Origin of the sequence: Pseudoteredinibacter isoporae, from assembly GCF_040372805.1 — a bacterium.
GTDB lineage: Bacteria > Pseudomonadota > Gammaproteobacteria > Pseudomonadales > Cellvibrionaceae > Pseudoteredinibacter > Pseudoteredinibacter isoporae_A.
On the sequence record NZ_BAABWJ010000004.1, the window covers coordinates 89353 to 113859 of the forward strand.

Genomic DNA, 24507 nt, shown 5'->3' on the forward strand with positions numbered 1-24507 from the left:
CACAAAACCTCTGTACTGAGGGCATTCTATACAGTGCGAACTCTGCGATTAATGCTGTCATTAAACCAACCAAACCGTTCGGTTGGTACTCACGGTAATTCAAGTGCCCCACTATGGGGCTTTTCTTTCAGGAGGGATCTTCACGCGCGACAATGTGAACACCACTCTCATCCTATTCTTTCTTTTTATGGGCAGCCCATCGAATGTTGTTTTCTTTACTTCGATTTCTTATTAAAGCTGCCTGCTTTTAATATCTGGTGAATTGTCACCATTATTATCATTCTTTCAATAGATCTTGCCAGTATTTCTCAGTGAGTGCGAGGTTTTTCAAACGACAAAACAGGCTTCCATTTTTTACACTCAATACAGCACAGATCTCTAGATGACCTAAGAGGCTATTCTATTACGGCCAGCCGAATTTTGTGATACCAGTTTTAGTTATTCTCAGGCCGTAAGCTGGCACCTAAATGCAAATCAGCCGCGATAACATCGCGTCAGATCGATATTTATTCCTGACCCGAACTCCCAGCACTGTTTTCACTGCCACGCCCACCGGCATTTGTGCTAGCGGTTTCATCAGCACTTTCGATCAAGGCGTCAACTAAATCATCGTCACTGTATAAACCGGATGTTTCAGAGGCATTTCGAACCGAAGAGTTACTGTTAATAAACACTTTGATTTCAGAAAACACCGCCGCACTGATATTAATTTCTGGTTGAACCGTAACCACTCGTTCTTCCGGTACATTCAAATTAATCGAATCCGCGTTGATCGTCGCTGTGGGCGAGGTGTTCACCTGGCCAACAATATTAATTTCACTGTCGGTACTGATGTTCGATTGCCCCAAGGCACTCAGGTCGCCATTCACATCAATTCGACCAGTCACCTGAAGCTGCGCATTGTCATTCAAGCTCAGGTTGTTGTCTGTCGCGAGATCGCCACCCAACACCAACTGAGCATCGTCCTGTACGATCACTTCATTCTGAGTAGACAGGTTCGCGCCGACATTAATTACACTTGAGTTACCTGCGTTCAGGCCATTACCAAGGATTACATCGCCACCAACGGTGACTTGAGAAGTCCCGCTTGTATTCAAACTCCCACTGGCCTGCAGATTGTTTGCAGTATTGAACTGACTGTTATCGTTCACATTCAAATCGCCATCAATGGTCGACTGGCCACCAGCGTTGACGATCACCTGATCATTCAGCGTTAAGGCACCACTGAGAGAGAAGTCCTGAACTTGCAAAGTAGCGGACCCGTTTAAGGTCAGCTGCCCAGTATTGGGCAAGCGAATCAAATCGATATCCGAGAAATTAGCCAGCGCAGACTGGCCGTCATAGCTCACACCGCCACTGCTACTGCTGCTAAAATCCAAACTGACGCTGTCCCGATTCACTAGAATCAAGCGGTCTTGCCCGGCCCCGCCATTGAGGTTTGTCAAACCACTAAACCGATATGAAGCAACATCCACAATACCCGGATCGGAAAGCGTAAATTCATCAGCCAGTGCGCTGCCAGTCAAACTCGTGCTGTTATCAATGAGCTCAACATTCGTCAGCTCTGTACCACTGACTTGCAAGTTGCCATTGTCCAACAAGAGAGAATCCGCACCTGCCGCATCCAACCGGTCGGTGCCATTTGCAGCGTCAATAAACAATACATCGCTTACTTCAATACCGTCGATATTGAACCCCTGTACGGCATTCACTGTGATCTGATTATCCAGATCGTTCAAGCTTAAGTTGCCCACCTGGGCATAGCGTTCAACATTATTGATGTTAATGCCTCTGAAAACCGCAAACCCATCCGCAAGCTGCAGCCCCTGACCGTCGAGCAATAATTGATCATTCCCGGCTTTACCATCGATTGACTGCACACCAAAGAAGCGATAATCGGCAAGACTGAATCCATCATTTGCGATCACGCTCAAGGTGTCGTCCTGATCCGTCAGCTCAAGAGCGGCGATGTTTAAAAAGTCCTCAATACCGTTAATGCGAATACCGCCACTGCTCAATTCCACACCATCAAGCAAAGACAAGCCTCCCTGGCCAAGATCCAGGCTGTCGAGGCCACCCCCTCCGGAAATTAAATCAATATCAGAAAAACTGAATCCGGAAACAGAAACCCGACCATCCGATTGAATGGCAAAGCTTTCGTTCGCATCACTACCACGCAGCTCACCGGTCTCACTGATCTGTTCGATGTTCAGGATTTGGAAATCACCAATGGTGAAACCACCCTCGATCAAATCAACACCAAGGCGGTTAAGATTAATACTGTCATTTCCGCCGGCACCATCCAGTCCTGTAACGCCGGTAAAATTAATTCCCGACAGGCTCAGGGTGTTTTCAGGCAACAAACTGAAATTTTCATCGCTGTCAGAACCCACCAGATTGCCAGTATCACGCACGGACTGCAGACCACGGAACACGATGCCTGAACTGTTCAGCTGGCCATTAGCAAGCAGTTGCGCACCTCGCCCAGACAGGCTTCCAGTTTGCGCTTGCACCTGGGTTAACCCGGAAAACTGGAAGCCTGAAGCGTTAATGGCCTGTTGATCCGTGATAGTAAAATCTGTGACTCCCTGCAAATCCGAAATATTTGAGAACACGGAAATTCCGGAAAACGAAACCGCAGCCGCGATCACACTGCCGCCTTGAAGGTTTGCGGCAAAATTACCCAGATCAGCACTGCTGCCGCCACTGACTGAGGTCACACCAGAGAAACTAAAGTTGCCTACGGAAACCTGCTGGTTCCCCACCAGACTATACGCTTCAGAACTGCCCGTAATGGCCCCGGTATCTTCAATGGTGTTGATGCGAGAGACATTAATACCCTGGGAAATAAATTCTGTACCCGCAAGGCTTGCACCGCCGCCGCCAAGGTTTACGGTATTCGCCAAACTAGCATCACCAACCAGAGAATCAACACCGGTGAAAATAATACCGCTGTTCCCACTGCGCACCCGCCCCGTACCTTCGATAAAGAAGAAATCACTGGCTGAACTGCCGACCAAGGCCAAACGACCGGTATCAGAAAAGGCCTCAAAGTTAATTAACTCGATGCCCTTAACAATATTGTTGCCGTTATTGATTTCAATACCTGTTGAGAATACCCCAAGAGAATCAAAGTCCCCGGCCGCATCAACCTGCTCAATATTTGCCAACAGAATAAAATCACTGGCACCAATTTGGTAGTTAAGTTGGTTGTTCGCAAAACCGGAAGGATCAGACCCGGACGCCACTAGATTAAACGTGTCACTTGCAGACGTCGCTAACACGCTGTCGTTCGTACCGCCTGCCGCGTCAAGACTGCTGACATTGTTAAAGGTTACAACGCCAGCCAAGCCATTACCTGACCAGTCGGCGCTAATAGTGCGTCCCCCAAGCAAATTAAATTGATCATCCGTGGATGAACCAATCAAGTCACCGGTATTATTCGAGGTTTCAACATTCTCAAAATTGATCGATTGGCCGTCAAAACCGCCGCCACTTTGTAGAGTGGCAGATGCATCGTGTAAGTCGACCGAATCAACGCCACCCGAGCCATCAACCGATGACACACCAGTAAAATTGAGGCCAGCAACGGCAATTGCATTTGCGGAACTTGCATCAAAGCTTTCCGCTGCGTTAGTGCCGGTCAGGGCTCCGGTATTGGAAGCCACCGCAACGCCCGTAAAATCAATAGCCTGCCCCCTAAAGCCACTGGCCAACAATGTTGCGCCTGCACTATTCAGATCAACCTGATCGTTGCCGCCGCCGCCAGCAACCGCATTGACTCCCGCAAAATTTAAACTTCCCACGGCAACATTATTAACTGTTGCAGCATTAAAGTTCTCGTTACTCGCTGTACCGGTAAGCGTATCGGTATTCAGCACAGCATTGACACCGCTAAAGGTCATCGACCTGGAGTCAAACCCTGATCCCATTAGCGTTGCGGAACCATTATTAATGTCAACGGAGTCATTCCCTCCTCCACCATTAACCGTATTAACGCCCGAAAACACTGTTCCCGAGGCTGTGACGCTGTTTGAGGCCGCCGTATCAAAACTGTCGTCACCGGAAGATCCTGTCAGAGTAACGGTGTTCAAGGCCGAATCGATATCACTGAAATTAATGGCCTGACTGTTGAAACCACCGGCGTTCAATGTAGCACCGGTGCCGTTTACATTCACAGAGTCGGTTCCACCACCGCCGTTTACTGCACTGATACTGGTGAAATTTATTCCCGCCACAGTGACCGCGTTCGCCGCCGCTGCATCAAAACTTTCATTCGACGCACTGCCGTTTACGGTATCACTTCCGCCACCACCAGCAACGGAGCTCACCCCAGAGAACGTCGTGCCTGATGACGTCACATTATTCGCCGAGGAGAGATCAAAACCATCATCACCTGAGGTACCTGTTAGCGAAGGTGTGTTCAGGGCTGAATCGATATCACTGAAGTTCATGGACTGGCCGCTGAAGCCGCCCGCGTTTAGTGTTGCGGCGGTACCATTCAAATTAACTGAATCGGTTCCCCCGCCACCCGTCACCGCACTAATGCTGCTGAAGTTGATTCCCGACACGGTGACGGCATTCGCCGCGGTAGCATTAAAGCTTTCATCCGAAGCACTGCCATTGACCGTATCGCTACCGCCACCACCCACTACCGTATTGACACCGGAGAAGGTTGTTCCTGATGAGGTCACATTATTCGCAGTGGAAAGATCAAAATCATCGTTGCCTGAACTGCCGGTTAATGTAACGGTATTCGACGCTGAATCAATATCGCTGAAGTTAATGGACTGACCATTGAAGCCGCCCGCATTTAAAGTGGCACCGGCACCGTTCAAATCAACGGAATCGGTTCCGCCGCCGCCGGCAACAGAGTTCACGCTGGAGAAATTCACACCCGCGACGGTCACGGTGTTGGCAGAACTGGCATCAAAGTTTTCATCGGCGCTGCTTCCGCTCAAAGCGCCCGTGTTGGATACCGTATTTACCGCGCTAAAATTAATCGACTGGCCGTTAAAGCCACCGGCATTTAAGGTGGCACCCGCGTTGTTCAGATTCAGCTGGTCATTGCCACCGCCACCGGCAACCGCACTGACACCCGCGAAGTTCAAGCCAGCGACCGCAATCGTGTTGGCTGAAGTCGCATCAAAATTCTCGTCGTTTGACGTGCCGTTCAGGGTGCCCGTATTGAGTGCTGACGCTACACCGTTGAAAGTAATTGAACGCGCATCGAAACCAGAACCATTCAACGTTGCCGAACCGTTATTGAGATCGGCGGAATCATTTCCACCGCCACCCGTAACGGTATTTACACCTGCAAAGCTGGTTCCTGACACCGTCACACTGTTCGAGGCACTGGTACTGAAACTGTCATTGCCGGAGGTACCGGTCAGTGCATTGGTGTTTGTAGTGGCGTCGATGTCCGTAAAGTTAATGGACTGACCGTTAAAGCCGCCCGCATTTAAGGTGGCACCGGCACTGTTCAAATCAACGGAATCGGTTCCGCCACCGCCGGCAACAGAACTCACACTGGAGAAATTCACACCCGCGACGGTCACGGTGTTGGCAGAACTGGCATCAAAGTTTTCATCGGCGCTGCTTCCGCTCAAAGCGCCCGTGTTGGATACCGTATTTACCGCGCTAAAATTAATCGACCGGCCGTTAAAGCCACCGGCATTCAAGGTGGCACCCGCGTTGTTCAGATTCAGTTGATCATTGCCACCGCCACCGGCAACCGCACTGACACCCGCGAAGTTCAAGCCAGCGACCGCAATCGTGTTGGCTGAAGTCGCATCAAAACTCTCGTCGTTCGAGGTACCGTTCAGGGTGCCTGTATTGAGTGCTGACGCTACTCCATTGAAAGTAATTGAACGCGCATCGAAGCCAGAACCATTCAACGTTGCCGAACCGTTATTGAGATCGGCGGAATCATTTCCACCACCACCCGTAACAGTATTTACACCAGCAAAGCTGGTTCCTGACACCGTTACACTGTTCGAGGCACTGGCACTGAAACTGTCATTACCTGAAGTACCGGTCAATGTGTTGGTGTTTGTAGTGGCGTCGATGTCCGTAAAGTTAATGGACTGACCGTTAAAGCCGCCCGCATTTAGGGTGGCACCGGCACCGTTCAAATCAACGGAGTCGGTTCCGCCACCGCCGGCAACAGAACTCACACTGGAGAAATTCACACCCGCGACGGTCACGGTGTTGGCAGAACTGGCATCAAAGCTTTCATCGGCGCTGCTTCCGCTCAAAGCGCCCGTGTTGGATACCGTATTTACCGCGCTAAAATTAATCGACTGGCCGTTAAAGCCACCGGCATTCAAGGTGGCACCCGCGTTGTTCAGATTCAGTTGGTCATTGCCACCGCCACCGGCAACCGCACTGACACCCGCGAAGTTCAAGCCAGTGACCCCAATCGTGTTGGCTGAAGTCGCATCAAAACTCTCGTCGTTCGACGTACCGTTCAGGGTGCCCGTATTGAGTGCTGACACTACACCGTTGAAAGTAATTGAACGCGCATCGAAGCCAGAGCCATTCAAAGTTGCCGAACCGTTATTGAGATCGGCGGAATCATTTCCACCGCCACCCGTAACGGTATTTACACCTGCAAAGCTGGTTCCTGACACCGTCACACTGTTCGAGGCACTGGTGCTGAAACTGTCATTGCCGGAGGTACCGGTCAGTGCATTGGTGTTTGTAGTGGCGTCGATGTCCGTAAAGTTAATGGACTGACCGTTGAAGCCGCCCGCATTTAGGGTGGCACCGGCACTGTTCAAATCAACGGAATCGGTTCCGCCGCCGCCGGCAACAGAGCTCACGCTGGAGAAATTCACACTCGCGACGGTCACGGTGTTGGCAGAACTGGCATCAAAGCTTTCATCGGCGCTGCTTCCGCTCAAAGCGCCCGTGTTGGATACCGTATTTACCGCATTAAAATTAATTGAACGACCGTTAAAGCCACCGGCATTTAAGGTTGCGCCTGTATTGTTCAAGTCAACGGAGTCGGTTCCGCCACCGCCGTTAACTGTGGCCACACCAGAAAACTGTACGTCACTGCCGGCAATATCCACGGTAATTTCATTGTTGGCGGTCGCCCGGAACGCGTCATTGGACGTGCGCCCCGTCAGGACATCAGTATTATTGACTGTAGCAATAGCTGAAAAACTAACCCCACGGCTATCAAAACCGCTTGCCGTCATTGATGCATCTTCATTGAAAATATCAGCCGAGTCGGTTCCGCCACCACCGGAAACGCTATTCACATTGGCAAACTGAATATCAGCACCAGACACTTCTACCGTAATCTGATTACTGGATGTTGCCCGGAAGCTGTCGTCAGTATTCGAGCCAGTTAACGCACCGGTATTACTGACACTGCCAGCGCCATTTACATCAACGTTTTGCGAGGTAAACCCTGTCGCACTGAGTGTTGCGCCAAAGCCTCCGGCATTTACGTTATCTTCGGCTTGCGCGGTAAGCAGATCCAAACCAGAAAAACGCATACCCTGCGTACTAATTTGTCGGCTCGCCTCAATCAAAAACTGATCGTTCACACCATTCTGGCCAATCAAGTCCGCCGTATTGTTGCTGCTTTCCAGCAACTCGACATTATTTGCAGTAAAGCTTGTCGCCGCTGTCGTCACAACAGCCGACTCATCTCCAGCGACCTGAAAGCTGTTTACATTACCAACAATACGATCTTCATCGCTATCATCGCCTGCTTCGCCACCATCCAGAACAGTAACGCCAGCAAAACGAATGCCGCTTACGGTAATCGAACCATCACCATTAATCTGGAAAACCTCTGGATCACTTGTGGCCGTGAGCTCACCAGTATCCAAGGCAGAATCAATATCACTAAAATCAATGGCGTTACTGCTGAACCCCGTGCTGTTTAAATTCGCGTTGGCGCTGTTCAGGCTAACATCGTCGTTGCCACCGTTCCCATCAACCGCACTGACACCCGAAAAGTTAACGCCCGACACACTGATGTTTCCAGAAGAGGCCGAGCTGAAATTGTCATCGCCACTTTGTCCGGTGATTTGCCCGGTATTACTTGCGGTCGCGACCTGAACAAAATTCACGCCATGGCTACTAAAACCCGCCCCATTTAAACTGGCTCCATTGCTGCCAATATCAACGCTATCGCTGCCTGTATTACCATTAACCTGATTAACGTCCTGAAACTCTATAGTGCCACTTCCTGGATTCACGGATACTGAATTCATGGCCGTAACCGTAAAGGATTCGTCAGACGCTGTGCCTAACAACTGATTGGTATTGCTGACGGTATCGACATCTGAAAAAGCAATGCTCCGACTGTTAAAACCCGTAGCGGATAAATCGGCATTCTGGTTCTCAATATCAACAGAGTCCGTTCCGCCATTCCCATCAACCGAATTGACATTTGCAAACTGGACATCGTTCCCAGAGACATTAACAGTGATTTGATTGTCGGCCGTCGCTCTGAAACTGTCGTCTGAAGTCGTGCCTGTAAGCGTATCCGTATTGGTGACAGAACGAACATTTGAAAAACTGATGCCACGACCGTCAAAACCGCTTGCGGAAATATCAGCGCCCCCGCCATTCAAATTAACTTGATCGCCGGTTCCCCCCCCGCCTGTCACAGCACTAATAGCAGTAAAATTTATTCCAGCGACGGTGACAGCGTTCGCGGCAGTTGCATCAAAGGTTTCGTCAAAAGTGCTCCCGTTAACGGTATCACTCCCACCACCGCCGGCGACCGTACTCACACCTGAGAAAGTGGTTCCCGAAGAGCTTACGTTGTTCGCCGTGGACAGATCAAAATCATCGTCGCCCGAAGTCCCGGTCAAAGCACCGGTATTCGAAGCGGCATCGATATCACTGAAATTGATCGACTGGCCAGTGAATCCACCCACACTTAATGTCGCCCCAGCAGTGTTTAAATCTACGGAGTCAGCTCCACCACCGCCGGTCACAGTACTGATACTGCTAAAGTTGATTCCCGCTACGGTGACGGCATTCGCGCCGGTAGCATCAAAGTTTTCATCAGAGCCACTGCCGTTGACAGCATCGCTCCCGCCGCCACCGGCCACCGTATTGACTCCTGAGAAGGTCGTTCCCGAGGTGGTCACGTTGTTGGCGGTGGAGAGAGCAAAACCATCGTTGCCCGAAGTGCCTGTTAAGGTAACGGTATTCGAAGCCGTGGTGATGCCTGTGAAGTTGATGGACTGAGCGTTAAAGCCGCCCGCATTCAGCGTTGCTCCTGCACTGTTCAAATTGGCGGAGTCGGTTCCGCCACCACCCGCAACAGAACTTACGCTGGAGAAATTAACACCGGCAACTGTTACTGTGTTCGCGGAACTGGCATCAAAGTTTTCGTCTGAGCTGCTCCCACTCAAGGCACCGGTGTTGGATACCGTGTTCACCGCGCTAAAATCAATCGACTGACCGTTAAAACCACCGCTATTTAATGTGGCGCCAGTGTTGTTCAGGTTGACTTGATCATTACCTCCGCCACCGGCGACACTGCTGACACCACCAAGGCTCAAACCCGCCACAGCAACGGTGTTGGCTGAAGTTGCATCAAAACTCTCATCACTTGATGTACCGGTAAGCGCACCAGTATTACTGGTCTGGAGTACATTACTTACTGCTATCCCCTGACTTGTATAACCGCTTGCACTGATGCTCGCCCCGGAATTCGCCAGATCAATTGTATCGCTCCCCGTCGAGCCATCGAGTTGTTCAACGCCATCAAAGCGGACTGATTTTCCACCAACATTCGCCTGAATACTGTTCGCACTATTCAGCGTAAAACTGTCATCAGTTGCCGTTCCCGTCAGAACATCGGTACCGCCACTGCCCAAATCAAAAGTGTAAGTACCCGCAGAAACATTCGTCAGATCGGCAGCAAGGGCGGTCAAATCCAGACTTTGATCACCACTGAGATAATTAAACGCCAACCCGGACGTGACACTGAGTACCGCTGCCGGGTCCAAAGTGTAGGACACCATTGTCAGGGACAGGTTTGCCGTTGTCGTAATATTTTGATTGATTTGAATTGCATTTTGCGCATTGAGAATAAAATCGCCCAGCAAGGAGACCGATGCATCAACGATAATATTATTGTCGGCAATCAAGGTCAGGCTATTCCCCATAGTTAGGGCTTCACTGCTGAAATCAATCGCACTTAGAATTGAAATATCCCCAGCATCAGCGCCGGCGCCTGCAGTGGATATTTGAAAATTCCCGCCCTGAAGGTTGGTCAAGAGCTGTGCAACAGTCAGATTATTGGGGCCACTTCCAGCGTCATCAATCGTCATGTTCGTCGGATCGAGCAGCCACGTCCCCGCCTGGCCGTTCGGAGCCAGTGTATTTACAAAGCCCCCAAGTGAAATGTATTGCTTACCAGAGGTTTCAACAAAACCACCGTTGCCAGCGGAGCGTCCGCCTCGAGCGAAAACATTTCCATAGAAATGAGTGTGCAGGTCGGACCAAAGAATGACTTCGCCGCCATTCCCATTTTCAATAGCATTGGCGTAAATCGTGGCACCATCAGCGACGTATAGGGTTTGGGCATTGCGGAAAGTTGGGTCGGCACCTTGGTACGCACCTCCAATGAGAGCCTGCCCCCCACCAAACTTTCCACTGACATCAATTGACGCGGTAGCTTCCAAACCAATATGCTCAGCCCGGAGGTGAACTTGGCCACCGCGATCACCATTCGCACTGAGCGTACCGGCAAGTGCTATCGACTCAGCGTCGATATTGATGCTACCGCCCTGCTCGCCCGCGTTACTGCGGATATCGCCCTCAATCTGAACCGCGCCATTCGCCTGGATATCAACCGCAGCACCAAAACCGTTTGCCTCGATAACTCCGCTGTGATTCACCGCCTGACTGAACAAATCTCGGGCAGACTGAGCGTTCATCATGACTTTGCCAGTACCAGCTTCAATGCGCCCTTTGTTTTCGATTGCGGCCTGCAAGCCTGGGTCATTATTTACAACGTCCTTGTTCACTTTTACGCCCAGGAAATTGTTGTCATCGAAGCTCAAAAAAACTTCACTGCCCGCAGCCACAGACACATAACCCATATTGGCGCTCAGCAAACCTTCATTGGAAATCGATTCACCAATTAAATTAATAAAACCACCGGTCGCCGCAGCAATCACACCGTGATTAACGATACGCCCATGCGTGGCGTCAATATCTTTAAAATAGAAATCGCCATTCAGAAAGTCATCTTTATCCAGCCACAAACTACTGGCCGTAAAACTTCCGGCATTGATCAGGGCATTGTCGCCAAAGATCATTCCCCGAGGGTTAATCAGTAACACATTCCCATTGGCGTTAATGCGGCCATCAATATGACTGGGACCGTTTTGAAGAATATGATTCAACACCCAGGCATGAGATCCGGGCTGCAAAAAATTAACGACCTCCTGTTGATTCAGATCGAAGCTGTCCCATTGAACCGTCATCAAATCAGTATTTTGATGCACGTTGGTGACATGTTGTCCTTGGGTGATAAAACCCTCACCCTGCACGACTTGGCCTCCAGTCGGCGCAGCCATAGCCTGCATCGTTGCTCCGGACAACATGAAAAACTGGGCAATTCCAACCGCCAGCGCAAGGGTACGCCTCGGCCCCCGATTGGAAGCAGTGACTCGACTGAAATACTTTTGGGTATGATTCATATTAGTCATCCTGTCTAATCCAACGCCCTAATAGCGATAACTCATGCTGATAAAAATGGATTCTTCGGGTTCGGAAATAATGTCGGCAAAATCCGGACTGCTGTCTTTGCTGCCAGAAAAGCTTACGCTCAGCTCAATTCTCAGATCTTCTTTCCAGCTGTAAAACAAGGCCGCTCCGTAAGCCTGAAAACGCGCCCAGCTGTCGGTTTGATTCCCCAGTGCATTAAGCTCACCATAGGAAGCCTCGGCAAACAGTGCGATCGATAAATCGTGATCTTCACTCAGACTACCAAACAACGAACTGATATTGCTCAGCAACTGCAAATTGCCATATACGGTTTTATCGCCGGTAAAATCGGCGGTTTTAAACGCTTTGACAGCATAGGGGCCACCCAATGGTTGGCGCTCGAAGGTCGGCAGTAATTCTGAAGAATGAATCGCCTGAAGCTTGGCATTCAAGCGCAAGGGCTGACCAAACACATTCACCGGCAACAAAAACAGCGTGTCACTGTTTAAGCTGATCTTGTCGTAATCTTTCTCAGTAACGCCCTGATTGATATCAGTCTGCTGGCCTGAAAAATAGCTCAGGCGCCAATCTGTCAGCGCTCGCAATGAGGACATCAGATAATCGAAACGAATATCAAACTGCGCCCCTTCAACCTCGGTTTCCAAACCATCAACCACCGACTTATCCCCTAGCTGCAGGGTGACGGTGGTATCTGATGTTTTTTTGATGGCGGCTAGTGATACGCTGAGATTCAAATCTTTGGATCGTAACCAACGATAGTCCAGTGCAAGGCTCGCTGTACTCAAATCACCTTGGGATAAGGCGGTGTTTGCCCCCTGCCCACCAATAGCCTCATATTGGGTTTGTTCGTAGGACAGAGAAACATCCGCTTTCAACCCCCAAAACGGGTAGCGATACTTGGCAAAACCATAGCTGGTATTGCTGGGCGAAGAAGCTTGGAGCAGACCGATGTTAATTGAATCACCCTGCCCGCTCAGATTATACCAATCCAGGCTCGCGAGAACTCGATATTCACCGGTGGCTTCCGAACCATAGTTATCCGATCGCACTTGCAGTTGCCAGCGGTCCTCCTCCAAACCGAGATTCAATCGAGTCTGACCATTTTCCTGACCCGGCTCAAAAAAGCCGGCTTGCACACTCAGGCCCGGTATGTCATTGATTCGAAAGTACGCTGAAGATAAATCACTGCTTACCGGTTGCATCAGATAATGTTGAAAGGCCGGTATCAACACATCTTCCTGGTAATCAGTTTCCTCGATGTTACGGAAATAAACTTCAGATAAAATGCCACTGGCAACCGCCAGCTCCACAATGCCGTCGGCAGCCCTGAAATCCTGCTGCGGAATATACACCTTTGCCAGCAGGTAACCCTGGGCACGAATAAAATCCTGTAGACTTTCCGAAATATCGCGCAGATCCGAAAAGCTCATCGCATGCTGCTGGCGCAATTGCTCCAGGGCGGCGGTAATGATTTTATTGTCTTCCCCAGTGTATCGCTGGCCCGCACCAGAGGACACAAATGCGCGATTCAATTCGATCGCCACCAGTGCCAGATCAAAAGAATCAAAACCCGCCATCCCCTCGGGTTGATATTGGGTTTTGCGTTCGCTTTGTTGGCTCACAAACCGGTCAATACTGTCTTGCGCCACACTGAACTTCACCGACGCATCATCGTAGTTGATGCCGACCTCATTCACCCAAAGCAACTGAGGTTGTGCCTCGTCCAGGCAATTGACCCAATTAGGCCTCAGATTGATATTCAATTCTTCGTCAATCTGGTACAAGCAGGTAAAGTTTCGGCCCGCTAAACGCGACAAATTTCTCTTAATCAGCTCGCGAGGTTGAAAACCAATGGATTGCAAATAATCTTCAGGATTGCTGGCATTCTGATTTTCACGCAATTCGTACAGCAGATTAAAAAGCGCGCCATACTGAATTTCGCTAAGAGTAACGTCTTCAATACTGACCGGCGCACCAATATCCAATTCAGGCATTAACAAGCGCAAATAGCGAGCCAATGGCGCCAAAGCTTCAGGATTGTATCGCGGGCCGGAAAGAAAGTGCTGCTCCTGTGTATCCAGTGTGCTTTGCAACCGCTCAGCCTGGATTTGCCACCAAGCTTCATCAAATTGCACAAGCAGATTGTTACCTTGAGCATCGGCCTTATCATAGAGTGCCTTTCGAGCTTCTTCGTCGTTCAAATAGTCCGGCAGGACCAGCTCATACTGCTCGTCAAACACCTCGACATTCATGGTGCTCGCGACAACAGAATTTATCGGCAATAAAACACACGCCACCGCGAACACGCACCACAGTGGATAGTGGAACATACCCATACGCATTTTTTTCAACGACTTCATGGCAACAACTTCACAACCCTAAACCCGGAGCGAGAATCGCCGCCAGTGGCAATCGGGTTTAAAGAATCCAGAGTGCAGGACTCCATAGCAACAGCATGTGATGCTCCAGCGGCCTTAAGGCCATCGGGATGGAGCACAACTTCCTGGGCATTGCCAACATGGTTGACCATGCCCCAGCGGTTGCCCGCTCCCATATCCACAGGTAAAAGACTGTCACCCTTGCGAATACCTCGCGAATTGAGCGTACAGTTGCGCCCTGAATCCAGGGGGGATTGGTTGGCGGCCGCCGCCTTATACCATTGACGGTAACTCGGCAGCTGATAATCGAAACCCGTTTCTTCACTTAACCATTGGGTGTAGCGTTTAAACAGATCAACAGAACGACCGGTTACTGGAATATTGCCTGAGTTATCACTCGGTGAGCATTGCTGGCTTTGGGTACAAAAATCATTGAACTCGGACTCACTGATTTCGTACTTACTGATGGCATAAGCCTGCTCACCCGGTGCATTCGGTATAACCAGCAATTCTGGGCCACGATACTCATCGTTCTCCAGAAAGCGATCCCGACAACTGTAGCGCTGCCCTCGCCCAGCGAAGGATGACTTGCAACTGTTCCAAGGATAAATCTCCATTGACTCGAACAAACTTGCCGACGCTGGAAAAAGCTGAGCTGCCAGCACCGCTTTGTCTTTCGCATCCTGAGTTTTGCCGTAACCGTATACTTGAATACAGCTCGAAACGTCGGCCATCGAATCTCGTTGCAGCTGCTGGATTTCACTTTGGAAAATCGGATAACGATTGGCCACTCGAGCAAAGTCCGAAGATAAGCGTTCCAGATTCAACTTGAACACGCCACCGCGCCCCTCACGCAGCAAACCGGATTGACACTGTTTGACAGTCTCTCGTAATCCCGCCACTTCCACTTCAAAAGCATCACGCAGTCGTTGACGTTCTGCGGCCAAACGCGCATCTTCACGGGCTTTGGCCAGCCGCGCTTGTTCGGCCTGATAGGCGCTGATTTTTCGTTCAATTTGTCCATCAACTTGCGACAACTGAACAGAATTTGGATTTAACTCCCGCGCTCGCTGGGATAAGCGCTGAGCTTCAGAAAAGCGATTTTGCTCAGCTGCATCAATAGCACCCGCCAGGTAGGCGTCACTCAGGGTGAAATTATAATTGCGCGCCCAGTTGGCTAATGTTTGCTTTGCCTGCTGACGTTTCAATTGCTGCTCGTCCAGCATCTTTTGGAAATCTTCGCGAGCGGCCAGAGGGTGTTTCGAGGCTTCACCTTTCCACGCATCACCTTCATAAACACTCAGTAACTCATCCATGATCACCGCAGTTTGACGTTGCCACAGTGCGCCCGTGTCAAAACTTAGATTACGCTGATCCAACAATTCCTGAAGGTCGCCCGCCTCTTTGCTTAACTCGCCAAAGTCGCTCGACAGTTTGCCACTGAACTCCTGTACTTGACGCTGGGTCGCCATCTCACGCTGTTGTTCGGCCTGACGAGCAGCCAACGCCTGTTTCTCAATTTCCAGTTGTTTTTCTTTTTCTTGGGACTGATAAGCACGATACCCGGCAAAGGCCAGCAGCAAGGAAGCCGCCACAGCAGCAAGTGCAACCGGGCGACGCCAGGGGTTAACAATCGGGACAAATTCGTTCAGGAACTCATCTACTGTTGTAAAACGATTTGCACGCTTGAGCGCTAGACTGCGACGCAGGGCTTTCCACTGGCGGCGATTCAACTGCGGCAAGCGTTTGGGCTTCATTCGTTCGATAGCGACCTGATCCGCAGGCTTCTTACCAAACGGGTGCTTCCCGCACAGCAGCTCATAAACAATACAACCCAGCGCGTAGACATCACAGCTCGGCAGCGGTTCTTCACCTAACAGCATTTCCAAGCTGGCGTACGCCGGGGTCAAAGCCCCCAGACTGTTGGGGTCAAAAATGGTTTTGTCATCGCGCTGATCAGATTCGACACTGGATACCGCTCGTGCGATACCAAAATCGATTACCTTGGCGACATCACTGTCGCAAAGGAAGACATTGCCTGGTTTAAAATCCGCGTGGGTAATCCGGTGACGATGCGCGTGAGCCAGGGCCTCGCCCATTTGGCGAGTCAAAGGCAAAATCTGTTCAAGCGGCAAACCTTCAGGGTTTGTTTTGATGACCTCTTCCAGCGACGCCCCCGAAAGCAACTCCATGGTCATATAGACCATGTCACCATCGCGGTCGAAATCAAAAACCTGAACGATATTAGGGTGCGCTAGCGTCTGTGATTTACGCGCTTCACGCTGCAGCGAAATAAATGCGGAGGGGTGATTCTTAAAATTTTCGTTGAGAACTTTTACCGCCACCCATGGATCGCGGTCTTTCGCTTCAACTTTACGTAAATCTTTCGCTTTGTATACCGCACCCATACCACCGGCGCCCAATAGAGACTCGAGTACGAAACGGTCTTTAATTACCGTACGTCCATCTTCGTCCAATTGACCGGTTTGTAATTGTTCCGGCGACAAGGCGCCTGCTACGGTGACATTTTCACCTTGCAATTGAGTGGCGCTATCGTGCAGCAACTCAGTAGCATTGACGGAACCGCCCAGCATCACAGTACGATCGTCACCGGTTTCCGCAGGATGAATAAATTGTGTTTTATCGGACGCCTTAGGATCATCGATTTCTGCACTGCCCAGGAGTACAGTCTTATCGCCCGATTCCTGAGCCGGCGGAATCTCAGGTGCAGGCACCGAAGGCATTTGAGCCTTGTCGGAAGAGGTGTCTTGAGAATTTTGCGCGGAGGGGTTCGCCACCGTTTGAATAACGGTTTTATCGTCGAACTCGGCATTACCCGCATCCGGCGGAGTGTTGCCACTGCCAGGCGGAACGCTTCCACCTGTTAGAGGTTGCTTCTTTTTGCTCACAGTAGTATCTCGACTAACCCCGGTGCACACCATGTGCGACCAATCTGATGGCGGCTAGCCTGATACGAGCACTAATTCACAGTATTGCCCTGCTTGCGATCCATATTGATGAGTTGTAACTGCTGTTCGTAAGCAGCGGCAAAATCTTCAATAAACTGGTCATTAACAGAACTGCGCTGCGCGCCAACCATCTGTTTATAATATTCTTTATACAGATCCCAAGGCTTTTGTTTGCCAGAAAATAAGCCTTTGGAACTCCCCATTTGGGCGAATTCACTTTCCAATTGATCTGGATGAAAGCGCATCATCATTTGTTGCGAAGCCTGCATCATTGCAGCCATCATTGCAACCTGATGATCAGCGATATCCTGAAAAGCTTCTTTAATACTGTTCGCCGGGGCCATATAACCTTCCCCGGATTTTGCAAACATGGTTTCCAAGGCTTCATCAGCCGATACAGAAAACTTTAAAGCGTTGTTATTAGCGGGTTGAATTTGTGTCATTTCCATATGGAGCTGGCTTTTCATATTCCTACGATTGGCCAATATCACCATAACGCCTTCTACACAGCGTTTAACCACATCACAAATCTCATCGGAAATGCCCGTGAGCTGCTCATCGCTCATTCCTTCAAGACCCAGCTGCAATGCTAATTGGACTGGGTCGCCGCTGGAATTACAATCCCTTACCTGAGGGGGGTGCCCCGAAGACTGAGCCACAGCACCAGCCATGACAGGGGCTGGGGAACTTTCATTAGCGATACTAACAACGTTCGATTGAACTTGAGAATTACTTGGCTGAGCGCTCAAGGTGACTTTGAGGAGGTATTCGCCAGCTCCCAGCATTTCTCCATTATTGATCACGTGGCGACGCCCTACTCCCAAGGAAGTAGGAGAACCATCAATAAACAGACCATTTGCGGATTGATCGATAACAGTGAACTGTCCGTTCTCATAGGTAATGACGGCGTGATTCGATGAGACGTAGCGCTGGGGATCGACGAGCACAATATCGTTACTGGCACCGCGACCAAAGCGACAGCCGGACGCCCAAAAGCGAAAGGACTTGCCTAGCATATGCTCCGCCCCATGGGGGGCTTTTTGAACGGTTAGCGTCAACTCCATAGCTGGCCTCATCGTGAATGACATAGGTCGTCTGAGTTTACGACCCAATTCCTGAACCTAATTGTTGTCAACCTTAACAATTATATCCTTAGGGATGCAACTTAAAGTAAATTCTTACTATTACACCCTCTTAAGTATGGCACATTGGCGCCGTAAACATAGCATAAGGCACTGTGACAGGGAAAATTGAGGGATTTAGGCGCCAAACTACTGCGTCTCATTAGCATTATGAGACATTTGCACGTCAGAGTAGACAAAGCTGTCGCTTAAAACTACACCAATCTTTTCTTGCCTCGCCAACTCTGGCAATGTCAACAGAGCTTTGACTACAAACTATCCTGGATGATATGCAATGCTATGGTCAATGCATCGCTCCAGCTAGGCAAAATAAAGAGTAAAAACGAGCTACCCTAAGGAGCCACCTATGACGCAACACTCTAGTGCCGTTCAAAGTGAGATTGATGATTTTATGCAAGGCCTGGTGCGCCGCAATCCAGGCGAATCCGATTTCCATCAGGCGGTGCATGAAGTCGCCGAAACCATTATTCCCTACATCCAAGACAAACCGATCTACCGAGAAGCTCGAATTCTGGAGCGTATGACAGAACCCGACCGTATCGTCGCCTTCCGCGTGTGCTGGGAAGATGATGAAGGCAATGTGCGAGTCAATCGCGGTTATCGCGTGCAATGTAACAATGCCATTGGCCCCTACAAAGGCGGGTTGCGCTTCCATCATGACGTTACTCTGTCCACCCTGAAGTTCCTGGCTTTTGAGCAAACGTTCAAAAACAGCCTGACCGGCCTGCCCATGGGTGGCGGTAAGGGCGGTTCCGATTTTAACCCGAAGGGTAAGTCAGACCGCGAGGTCATGCGTTTCTGTCAGGCCTTCATGACCCAACTATTCCGCCACATCGGGGCCGACACCGACGTTCCCGCTGGTGACATTGGTGTGGGTGCGCGTGAAATCGGCTATATGTTCGGGCAGCACAAACGCCTGACCAATGAATTCACCGGCATTCTTACGGGTAAAGGCCTTGAATACGGCGGCAGCTTGGTTCGAACTGAAGCCACCGGCTTTGGCGCTGTCTACATGTTGGAAGACATGTTGAAAGTACGCAATCTGAGCATCGAAGGAAAAACCGCCGTCGTTTCCGGTTCAGGCAATGTTGCCAGCTACGCGACCAAAAAGCTGATCGAGCTTGGAGCTAAGGTCGTTACTATGTCGGACTCCTCTGGCTTTATTCACGATCCTGATGGCATTGATGAAGATAAGTTGGAATACGTTCTGAACCTGAAAAATGTGAAACGCGGTCGCATCTCTGAATATGTTCAGGAATACCCGAACGCCAGCTTCCATGAAGGCCAGCGCCCATGGCAGGTTCCCTGTGATCTGGCCTTCCCTTGTGCCACTCAAAATGAATTGCACGAAGAGGATGCATTGGTTCTCGTTAAGAACGGCTGTATCGCCGTATCTGAAGGCGCCAATATGCCAACCACTGCCGATGGAGTTACCGTTTTCCAGAAGGCACGCATCATGTACGCTCCAAGTAAAGCGGCCAATGCGGGCGGTGTTGCGGTTTCCGGCCTTGAGATGAGCCAGAACTCGGCGCGCATCTCCTGGGATGAAACCAATCTGAATCGCCAATTGCGCAATATTATGCAAACGATTCACGACAACTGTTCTGAATTTGGTCGAAATAGCGAAGACGATTACATCGATTACGTGCGGGGAGCCAATATTGCCGGCTTCAACAAAGTTGCTAATGCGATGATCGCCTATGGCGTCATTTAAACCCTGAACAAAACTTAATCACTCAGGTGATTTCCGGGCCGTGGCTGGAAACAGCGCGGCCCGACACCCCTTCCCAGATTTCTTCAATCCGTTTTTCGGTTACCGAGTTTTCGTTTCTGTTGGCCAGCAAGCCCTCGCCAAAAATAGCCATGCTTACGAGCGGTAATCTCAGGTAATATTATGATACGCTAGCAGCTATTACACTGGTAAACCCTTGATTGACAAAGACAGTTTACAATCAAGTTCACATTCCTAAGCCTCGAATTAGCATAAAAGCAAGAAACGGCATGGCAGCAATTCGCTCATTATTTTATCGACTCTACGCCAAGCTCCCCTTGGGGACCAACCGGCGCGCAATGATCGAGTGGATGAGCGTTTGCCTTGCCGTGGTTAGCTTAGGTCTGAGTGTTTTACATTGGCAGCAACAGGAAGCCTCTCCGCCCAAAGAAGCCGTTCTCGCGGCCAAAGCCACACTCAGCCACCCCTCAACTGAAACAGCCCCCACAAAGGCTGCCGCCAGCGATCAAAAAGCCGAAACCATTTTAGATAAACAGGCACAAGCCTGGCAGGATTTAGAAGATGTCGAACTGGTCGGCTTGATTCGCAGCAATGGCAAGCAATCGTTTGCGATTATTCGCTGGCACGACGAGCAACTGGTATTGGCACAAAACGATACTCTGCCCGAACAGCGTCATATCGCCATCAAGGGGATTCATGCGGACAGCATCACGCTGGAAGGCCCCTGGGGTGAAAAACAATTGGGGTTGAATGGCCGAGAAATTGCCGACCAAGTAAACGATCAGGTTATAAAACTGCCCCAGTTGCGCCATATTATTTTACGGGAACCTAATTCCATCTCAGACCATATCCAGGCCCAGGCCAACTATGAAAACGGTGAACTTAAAAGCTTGAGCTTGGTGCCCAGTAAATCAACAGCACTTTTTAAACAAGCGGGATTGCAACACGGTGATCAACTCACACACGTTAACAACATTCCCATTGCCAATTTGGGACTGAGCTCGGTCCCTGACTTGTTGAGGCGGGGAAAGATGGAATTACAACTCAAGCGAGACGGTTCCGACCGTCAACTGACACTGGTTTTTTAAGTGCGTTAATACATTTTCAACGCAGCAGAGAAACACCGAAATTGGAAATAACAATGATAAAAAATGGCCAGTCACACCTCAGATCATCACTCGGCTTGTTGCTAGGCCTGACATTATTGATCGGCGGTCACATGTCCTTTGCTAAAGACCCGGACAGCGAGCGTTTTGAATTCACCATGAACGATGTTGAGATGCGAGAGTTCATTACTTCAGTCGGAAAAATTACCGGACGAACCATCGTTATCGACCCCAGGGTCAAAGGCAAAGTGAACATCAACAGTCGCAAGTCTCTGAGCGCCAATGAGGTGTATGAAATTTTTCTCAGCCAACTCCAGGCACATGGCTATATGGCTGTTTTGCAAGGCGACAATATATTAAAAGTGGTTCTGGCACCCCAGGCAAAACTCGAAGGCGGATTGGTATCGACCGGTGAAGACACCGAGGCCAGCGATGCCATCATCACACGAGTAATTCATCTTGAAAATGTCGCAGCAAAAAGCCTTCTGAATACACTACGTCCATTGGTAGACGGTCGTATTGGTGTCATCAATGCCTATGAACCTAGCAACACCCTGATCATCACCGACCGCTCAGCCAATATTCAACGCCTGCTCAAGATTGCCCGAAATGTCGACAGCCAAGGCCAGCAAGACCTCGAAGCCATCCCATTGAAAAACAGCTCTGCGGCAAGTATGGCGCAATTGCTCAGCGCATTGCTCAAAGCCAATGGCGATCAAAAAACCAGTAACAATGTTGCCATTGCCTATGACCAGAACAGCAACAGCGTGTTGTTGCGTGGCCCGAGTCGAGAACGGCTTCGTTTGAGGAAGATTCTTCAGGAACTGGATAAAGGCAACGCACAGCAACAACGTCACCAAGTGGTTTACTTGCAGTACGCTAACGCGAAAAATCTGCAAAAGATTTTGCTTGGAATTGAACAACCCAAACAAGGCATTGCTGGCAAACAAGAAGCCTCCAACGATAAAGCCCTGAACGTTGAGATTGACGAAGAGATTAACGCGTTGATTTTAACTGGCACCCAACAGGCCGTTGCGGATGCCAAAGCACTGATCGAACAACTCGACATCCGCCGCGCTCAAGTTCTGATAGAAGCCATCATCGTTGAGTTGTCAGATACCCTCGCTAAGGAACTGGGAGTGCAATGGCTGCTTGGAAAAGACGGGCAAATTGGCGGAGGTCTAACCAGCACCGTCGGCAGCTTGAACGCCGCCGCCCTCGCCGGTGCATTGGCAACCAATAACGACACAGCTCTGAATAATGCCTTGTCACAGGCAAACGGTCTCAATTTGGCAGGCGGTCGTTTGCGCACAAATGGTCTCAGTTTTGCTGTATTGATCAATGCCCTGGCGGAAAATAAGGACTCCAACATTCTGTCCACGCCCAGTTTACTGGTCACCGATAACGAAGATGCTGCGATTCTGGTCGGCCAGGAAGTACCGTTCATTACCGGCTCCACCACCGGCAGCAACAACAGCAACCCCTTTCAAACCATCAACCGCAAAGAAGTCGGTATCAAACTGGAAGTGAAACCTCAAATCAATGAAGGCAATGCGATTCAGTTAAAGATCAAACAGGAAGTTTCTTCCCTCACCGGCTTGCAGGCTTCTGATCTTATTACCAACAAACGTACACTGAACACCACCGTGCTAGCAGAAGACGGGGAAACCATTGTGCTGGGTGGTTTGATGGATGAGCGCGTTCAGCTGGTGAATTCCAAGGTTCCGATTCTGGGCGATATCCCCCTGCTCGGCCGAGTTTTTCGCAGCGACAACAGTGAGAAAACCAAACGCAATTTGATGGTCTTCCTGCGCCCAACCATTATCCGAGATCAGCAACTGCTCAACAACATCAGCCAACGCAAGTACCGCTACATTCGCGCGGAACAGCTGCTTAAGCAGGAAACAGGCATTCCCCTGCTGGACAATGAAATTATTCCCGTGTTGCCCGTGTTTGATCAAAGCCCAACAGAGTGATGGGTAGCGAGTCGATAATGGATAAATTGAGTTTTGAGTACGCCAATCGTGAAGGGGTTTTTATCAGCCACAGTGATTCGAGCAATAGCCGGGTCATCATGCGCGACAATGTCTCATTGGATGCCCTACTCGAAATTCAACGACGATTTCCTCACGGACTTGAACTGCAACGTGTATCCGATCAGGATTTTCAGCAAAAGCTACAGAATTTTTATCAGGCGCAAAGCGAAGGCTTTGATGAAACCCTGTTTGATGGTGAACCGCTGTGGCAAGACGACGATATCGAACTGCTCGCAGACGGCGATGAAGCTCCCATTATTAAACTCTTCAATCGCATGCTCAGCCAGGCCATTCGCCGCAAAGCCTCTGACATTCATGTCGAGCCATTTCGCGGCCAATTGTCTATTCGTTTTCGCATCGACGGCGTCCTGCAGGAAATTCAAACACTGAGCGGTGAGCTGGCGCCGCGCTTGTGCTCGCGTATTAAAGTCCTGGCCAAACTGGACATTGCCGAGCAACGCCTTCCACAAGACGGTCGCATGACCGTCAATCTCGCAGGCAAGCCTATCGACCTGCGTATTTCAACCATTCCTGCCAATCATGGCGAACGTTTGGTATTGCGCATTTTAGATAAGAGCCAACAACAATTGAGCATTGCCCAACTGGGAATGCCAGAGCAGCTGCTAAAAGCGTTCAAATCGTCGATTCGTCAAAGCAATGGCTTGATCCTGGTCACCGGCCCAACAGGCGCTGGAAAAACCAGCACTTTATACGCAGCTTTGCAGGATATTCACAGCAGTGAAAAAAACATTCTCACGGTTGAAGACCCCATCGAATATGAGCTAGCCGGCATCGGACAGGTTCCGGTCAATCCGGCAATTGATATGGGCTTTGCCAAAGCCTTGCGTGCCATTCTCAGACAGGATCCAGACGTGTTAATGGTCGGCGAAATTCGCGATCCGGAAACCGCCAGCATTGCCGTACAGGCCAGTCTCACTGGTCATCTCGTCATGAGCACCCTGCACACAAATAATGCTCACGAAGCCGTGAATCGTTTACTGGATTTGGAACAGGAATCATTTTTGTTGGCCAGCGCCATCAAAGCCATTCTAGCCCAGAGATTACTGCGCAGGCTGTGCAGTGAATGCCGTGTAGAGAGCAGCATCAGCCCGGAACAAGCTCAGCAACTGGGCCACCGCACCCTTGCGGGTCAAAGAATTTATGAAGCATCCCACTGCAAAGCCTGTGATGAAACCGGTTATAGCGGTCGAGTAGCGGTGTTTGAATTGATTATTTTGGACAAAAATAACCAGGCCAGGCTTCACAAGCTTCAACACAATAGCGGTGATGACGCTGCGCAAGATAATCCATTCAGCTCGGTTCAAAACAGCAGTTTGCACAGTCACTGCATTGATCGATTGTTAGCCGGAGACACTTCCTATGAGGAAATACTTCGTGTGCACAATCTTAAAGACGGCGAATAGTC

Annotated in this window: 8 protein-coding genes; 4 read left to right on the forward strand and 4 right to left on the reverse strand. The window is 50.1% G+C overall.

Going from position 1 to position 24507, the window contains the following annotated elements:
- Positions 1-506: 506 nt before the first annotated feature.
- The 4 genes from ABWW03_RS10190 to tagH all read right to left on the reverse strand — a co-directional run bounded on the left by ABWW03_RS10190 (position 507) and on the right by tagH (position 18129).
- Positions 507-11690: a hypothetical protein gene (locus tag ABWW03_RS10190; RefSeq protein WP_353408082.1), complete on the reverse strand. Its 11184-nt coding sequence runs from the start codon at positions 11688-11690 to the stop codon at positions 507-509.
- A gap of 27 nt (positions 11691-11717) precedes the next feature.
- Positions 11718-14078: a ShlB/FhaC/HecB family hemolysin secretion/activation protein gene (locus ABWW03_RS10195; protein ID WP_353408084.1), complete on the reverse strand. Its 2361-nt coding sequence runs from the start codon at positions 14076-14078 to the stop codon at positions 11718-11720.
- The gene (locus tag ABWW03_RS10200; RefSeq protein ID WP_353408086.1) at positions 14075-17005 is read right to left on the reverse strand and encodes a protein kinase domain-containing protein; all 2931 of its coding nucleotides are present in this window, start codon (positions 17003-17005) and stop codon (positions 14075-14077) included. The genes ABWW03_RS10195 and ABWW03_RS10200 overlap by 4 nt, the downstream gene beginning before the upstream one ends.
- A 71-nt stretch (positions 17006-17076) precedes the next feature.
- Positions 17077-18129, reverse strand: coding sequence for a type VI secretion system-associated FHA domain protein TagH (tagH, locus tag ABWW03_RS10205; protein WP_353408087.1), 1053 nt, complete (start codon positions 18127-18129; stop codon positions 17077-17079).
- Between the two features lie 424 nt (positions 18130-18553).
- Here tagH and gdhA point away from each other — a divergent pair, with 424 nt between their 5' ends.
- The 4 genes from gdhA (at position 18554) to ABWW03_RS10225 (ending at position 24505) form a co-directional block, all read left to right on the forward strand.
- Positions 18554-19921, forward strand: coding sequence for an NADP-specific glutamate dehydrogenase (gdhA, locus tag ABWW03_RS10210; protein ID WP_353408088.1), 1368 nt, complete (start codon positions 18554-18556; stop codon positions 19919-19921).
- 287 nt (positions 19922-20208) lie between these two features.
- A complete protein-coding gene (locus ABWW03_RS10215; protein WP_353408089.1) occupies positions 20209-21027 on the forward strand; it encodes a hypothetical protein in 819 nt (272 codons plus the stop codon).
- Positions 21028-21158: 131 nt separating this feature from the next.
- Positions 21159-23021 (forward strand): type II secretion system secretin GspD, encoded by a 1863-nt coding sequence (gene gspD / locus ABWW03_RS10220; protein ID WP_353408090.1) that lies wholly within the window; start codon positions 21159-21161, stop codon positions 23019-23021.
- A 17-nt stretch (positions 23022-23038) separates the two neighbouring features.
- Positions 23039-24505: a GspE/PulE family protein gene (locus tag ABWW03_RS10225; RefSeq protein ID WP_353408091.1), complete on the forward strand. Its 1467-nt coding sequence runs from the start codon at positions 23039-23041 to the stop codon at positions 24503-24505.
- Positions 24506-24507: the final 2 nt, after the last annotated feature.